The 4,702-nt window shown below is 52.0% G+C and carries 5 protein-coding genes; 4 read left to right on the top strand and 1 reads right to left on the bottom strand.

Annotation, left to right across the window (positions count from 1 at the left end):
- Positions 1 to 369: 369 nt before the first annotated feature.
- Complete coding sequence (locus tag B2Y11_RS07015) at positions 370 to 1,563, bottom strand: cyclopropane-fatty-acyl-phospholipid synthase family protein (protein ID WP_291057682.1); 1,194 nt, start codon at positions 1,561 to 1,563, stop codon at positions 370 to 372.
- 184 nt (positions 1,564 to 1,747) lie between these two features.
- On the opposite strand from B2Y11_RS07015, the gene B2Y11_RS07010 reads away from it, so the two are divergent.
- The 4 genes from B2Y11_RS07010 to B2Y11_RS06995 are packed head-to-tail and all read left to right on the top strand — an operon-like array spanning position 1,748 to position 4,453.
- Positions 1,748 to 2,476: an NfeD family protein gene (locus B2Y11_RS07010; protein WP_291057680.1), complete on the top strand. Its 729-nt coding sequence runs from the start codon at positions 1,748 to 1,750 to the stop codon at positions 2,474 to 2,476.
- 38 nt (positions 2,477 to 2,514) lie between these two features.
- The gene (floA, locus tag B2Y11_RS07005) at positions 2,515 to 3,486 is read left to right on the top strand and encodes a flotillin-like protein FloA (RefSeq protein WP_291057678.1); all 972 of its coding nucleotides are present in this window, start codon (positions 2,515 to 2,517) and stop codon (positions 3,484 to 3,486) included.
- 14 nt (positions 3,487 to 3,500) lie between these two features.
- Positions 3,501 to 3,938: a hypothetical protein gene (locus B2Y11_RS07000; RefSeq protein ID WP_291057676.1), complete on the top strand. Its 438-nt coding sequence runs from the start codon at positions 3,501 to 3,503 to the stop codon at positions 3,936 to 3,938.
- Between the two features lie 20 nt (positions 3,939 to 3,958).
- Complete coding sequence (locus B2Y11_RS06995) at positions 3,959 to 4,453, top strand: hypothetical protein (RefSeq protein ID WP_291057675.1); 495 nt, start codon at positions 3,959 to 3,961, stop codon at positions 4,451 to 4,453.
- Positions 4,454 to 4,702 lie beyond the last annotated feature (249 nt).

The following is a 4,702-nucleotide window of genomic DNA, read 5'->3' as shown; positions in this document are numbered from 1 at the left end:
TGATAGCCGTGCTGTAGGGGAGCGTAGCGACCTGAGAATCCAGTGAGTCGTTTTCCCTGTGGGGCAGGCTATGCTCACATATTAGCCCGGCTCAGAAGCCCTCTGCAGGGCTTCTGCCTTCCAAAGGAAGGGGGCTAACGCACTACGTCATGTACCCTTGGTGACACAAGAGGAAAGCATGTAACGCTGACTTCATAATCATTGCCCAAAGGGCAATCCATAACCCTCGGCGCCATAGGCGCCGTCAAACCTAAGAACCCTCCGGCCCTGCGGTCCGGTTAAACTTTAGAACCTTTTCACTTACAACTTCCGTGGCGAAGCACCGTACCTGCCACTAAAAAAGACCGCAGAGCGGTCTTTTTTCATATCTTATTTATCATTGTAAATAGATTCCATGGTCATAGGCAGGTCGTTATTAATGCCTTTGCTCAGGATGAACTGGCCTACGTCCAGGACGCCGGTGCGGAAGCCGGATTCGCAGCCTCTGAGGTAGATGTCCCAGAGGCGTTTGAATTTTTCATCGTACTTATCGGGCAGGCTGTCTTTGTGTGCATTGAATGCTTCAGCCCAAAGGTGAAGGGTTTTGGCATAGTGGCGGCGCAGGCTTTCGAAGCCTACCATGCGCAGGCCGAAGAGGGGGAAGAGGGAAACGGTTTCGCGGATGCCCGGGACGTAGCCGCCGGGGAAGATGTACTTGGTCATCCAGTTTTTGGTCTGCTTTTCCTGGGGATCCATGTTGAGGATGGAGTGGAGGAGGAAGAGGCCGCCCGGTTTCAGGAGGCTGGATACTTTATTGAAATACAGGGGAAGGTATTTCTTTCCTACATGTTCGAACATGCCGATGGATACGATTTTATCGAACTGATACTCATCGGAATCCAGGTCCAGGTAGTTTTCCAGGATCACATCCACTTTTCCGTCCAGTCCTTCTTTATGAATTCTTTCTTTGGTGGTTTTGTACTGCTCTTCGGAAAGAGTGATGCCGTAGGCGTGGACGCCGTATTTTTTGGCGGCGTAGATGATGAGTTCGCCCCAACCGCAGCCGATGTCCAGCAGCTTTTCGCCGGGTTTCAGGAAAAGTTTACGCAGGGACAGGTCGATTTTATTCATCTGCGCTTCATAAAGGCTGTTGCTGTCCTGTTTGAAATAGGCGCAGGAGTATGTTTTCGTAGGGTCCAGGAAGGTATCGAAGAGTTCGTTGCCCAGATCGTAGTGGGCGTGGATGTTTGCTTTTTCCTGTTTCTCTTCTTCCTTGATGAGCCGCTGGCGGAGGGATCCCAGATGATAGGGGAGCTCTACCGGGTCTTTTTCAAAGGCGGTGGCTACGATATCGTCCAAATCTCCTTCAAAATCCACAATGCCGTCTACATAGGCGGAGCCTATGAGCACATCCAGGTCTTCTTTCAAATCAGAAGGAGAGAAGGATGGTTCCTTCTTGAAGATCACTTTAAATTTGGGCGGGGTAGAGCCATAGCTTTTTTCAGTACCATCCCAAAAACGTACCGTGAATCCACCCTTTTTCCATAACTGCAAAGCCATGTTAAGCGCTTCTCTTTTAAACATAGGACACCTCCTGATTGAATTTTATTTCTTGCTATCTTTATTATAGCACTTTATTTTGAAAATGGTTACCAGTGAAAGTGTGGTAAATTCGGGCATTCATGAGAAGGTGGCATAGTCCTTCCCTGGTATAGTATAATTTAAACAGAGAAAATGTTTCCTTCTTTTCACGAAAGGGGGCAGGATAATGAGAGATGGTCTGTATAAGGCGGCGGCGCTTCTGTTTTTATTTCTTTTTTCCGCTCTTCCGGTCTCTGCATTTGACGGCAGGACAGCGGCAGACATGATCCGGAATCCGGTCATTGAAACGGTGCTGGCGGCGGTGATACTGATTTCCATTGCAGCGGAAATCAAAACCGCCGGATTTTCAGGCGGGGCCCTGGCGGCCGCCATGGCAGGCGCCATTCTTATCGGTGCCAACTGGTACGAGGAAGAGAGTTTTTTCTGGGAATTTGTCCTCTATTTCGGCGGACTGGTGCTCATACTGACGGATATCCTTATCCTCATGTCCGGCGCCGGTATCCTGTGCGGCTTGGTACTGGTGCTGGGCGGCCTGTTCCTCACCTTCGGCGGCGTGGAGGCTCTTTATGTCCTCTCTTTTTCTGTCCTGGCAGCAGGAGCCGGGCTCTATTTCCTGCTGGATCATCTGGGGGAGAGCCGTCTGTGGAAGAAGCTGGCTCTTCATACGGAACTTAAAGGAAATCAGGGCTTCCTGTCTTCCACCGGCGATTTCAAGAATCTGGTAGGAAAACAGGGGACTGCTGTTTCTGTCCTCCGGCCGGCAGGCAAGGTGAAAATCGATGGAAAACTGGTGGATGCCCTGTCCGATGGCACCTTTATCCCTGCAGGAAAGCCGGTGGTGGTGGAAAGGGCGGAGTCCAGCTATGTGGTTGTAAAAGAAATGGTGCAGGTGTAAATTTTTAAAGATAGTATTATTTTTAACAGGAGGAATCTATGGAACTGATGGTATTTCCCTTTTTAGTCCTTGTCATTGCGGTAGGCGCTGTTTCCGTATTTCTTCATTTCGTACCCATCGGCCTTTGGATTTCAGCGCTGGCGGCAGGGGTGAATATTTCCCTTTTTAACCTTGTGGGCATGCGTATTCGGCGGGTGGAGCCCCGGATGATTGTGCTGCCCCTGATCAAAGGCACCAAAGCGGGCCTCCTGCTGAACGTGAACCAGCTGGAAGCCCACTACCTGGCCGGCGGCAACGTGGATAATGTGGTGGACGCCCTCATTGCGGCCCACCGCGCCCAGATTGACCTGTCCTTCGAACGGGCCGCCGCCATCGACCTGGCAGGCCGCAACGTGCTGGAAGCGGTGCAGATGAGCGTCAATCCCAAGGTCATCGAGACCCCGACCATTTCTGCAGTGGCCAAGAACGGCATCGAACTGAAAGTACGGGCCCGGGTCACCGTCCGCGCCAACATCGACCGCCTCGTAGGCGGCGCCGGGGAAGCCACCATTATTGCAAGGGTAGGCGAAGGCATTGTCACCACCGTAGGCTCTGCATCCAGACATACGGATGTGCTGGAAAATCCGGATCATATTTCACAGACCGTACTGGAAAAAGGGCTGGACTCCGGCACCGCCTTTGAAATCCTCTCCATCGATATTGCCGATGTGGATGTGGGCAGAAACATCGGCGCCCAGCTGCAGACAGACCAGGCAGAGGCGGACAAACAGATCGCCCAGGCCCGGGCCGAGGAAAGACGGGCCATGGCGGTGGCTAAGGAGCAGGAAATGCGCGCCTACACCCAGGAAATGCAGGCCAAGGTGGTGGAATCGGAAGCAGAAGTGCCTAAAGCCATGGCGGAAGCACTCCGCAGCGGTCACCTGGGGGTTATGGACTACTACAACCTGAAAAATCTCCAGGCCGATACGGATATGCGTAAGAGCATTTCCGGCCATGAAGAAGACCGGTAACCGGAGGGAAACCTATGGAACAGAACCACACCTCCGGCTTTGACTACGGAAGAGTCAGGGACACAATGCTGAAATCCTGGGGGCGGAAACCGACGGAAAAAGAAGCGCCCCGCCGGGAAAAAACAGCAAGGAAGCCGGAAAATCAAAAGACATCCTTTAAAGAATCGAAGAAATCTGCTAAAATAGAGATAAGAAAAGAACCTTCCAAACCTGTCAAAAAGCCCGCTCTGCCGAATCCGGCGCAGGCGCAGATGGGAAAAAGTCCCCGAATCCATGGAAATCACCCGGCAGATACGAGTATTTCCGGCATGGATACAGGAACCCATTTGGAAGACAGACATGGAGAAACAGGCTTTTCGATGGATCCCCAAAAAGGGATCAGACAGTGGGCTGCTTATGATGCCGTTTTCGGACCTCCCCGGTGCAAAAGGCCCTGGAGGCCCTTTAAATAGAGAGAAAGGCTTGATTCGTTTTGGATACCTATAAAGAAAAACTTTACGGAAAAATATTGTGGGAATGCTACCGATCGAAAATATATATCATTTTCCTCTCCCTCATCTATGTACTGCTGAGCGCAGGAGCCGTACTCTTTGCTATCTGGCATGATACAAGACACGGCATTATTTTCTACGTCCTGGCAGCACTGGTGGTAGCCTTCTCCCTCTGGCGCATCAACCGGGTCCACTATCCCGTGGCCCTGATCTGCGAGAAAAAACTGCTGGTGGCCATGCCCTGGTCCTTCGTCAACTCCGATTACCATATCTCCCTCCGGGCCTTCTACATGCCTGTGGAATACAACGAAGTGGCCGGCGTATCCCACAACTGGAGCCAGCTCTACATAGGCGCCAGAATCACCGGCGGCCTGGTCGCCCTTCCTGTGCAGCTCTCCTATGTATCACTGGGAGACAAAGCGGATTTCCAAAGCTGGGTGGAAAGAAAGCAGGGAGAAATCGTGGAAAATACATAAAAAGAGCTGTGTAATCACAGCTCTTTTTTAGTGGTCCGGGGACCTTGTATGGACACGCCCTTTCGGGTGTGAGGGTTCAAAGGGTGCAGAAGATGCAAAGGGTTCAAAGGGTGAAGGTGGGCGCCCTTTTGGAAATATGGGGGCGCCATTATGATAAAACCAGGGAACCGCTCTGGCGGGCGGGGGAAAAGCGGCCCCCCTTTGGTGGCTGCGCCACCACCTTTCCCCAAAGGGAAGCATGTCACTGGA

This window comes from Dialister sp. UBA1703 (assembly GCA_002320515.1).
In the GTDB taxonomy this organism is placed as follows: Bacteria; Bacillota; Negativicutes; order Veillonellales; family Dialisteraceae; genus Dialister.
Note: the sequence above shows the minus strand (reverse complement) of the source record. Positions and strands in the feature narration are given on the sequence as shown.

What these genes read in the sequence shown, in the direction of transcription:
- floA (WP_291057678.1), top strand. Translation starts at nt 2,515, where the DNA reads ATGGAACTGATGGTATTTCCCTTTTTAGTCCTTGTCATTGCGGTAGGC.
- B2Y11_RS07015 (WP_291057682.1), bottom strand. Translation starts at nt 1,563, where the DNA reads ATGTTTAAAAGAGAAGCGCTTAACATGGCTTTGCAGTTATGGAAAAAG.
- B2Y11_RS07000 (WP_291057676.1), top strand. Translation starts at nt 3,501, where the DNA reads ATGGAACAGAACCACACCTCCGGCTTTGACTACGGAAGAGTCAGGGAC.
- B2Y11_RS07010 (WP_291057680.1), top strand. Translation starts at nt 1,748, where the DNA reads ATGAGAGATGGTCTGTATAAGGCGGCGGCGCTTCTGTTTTTATTTCTT.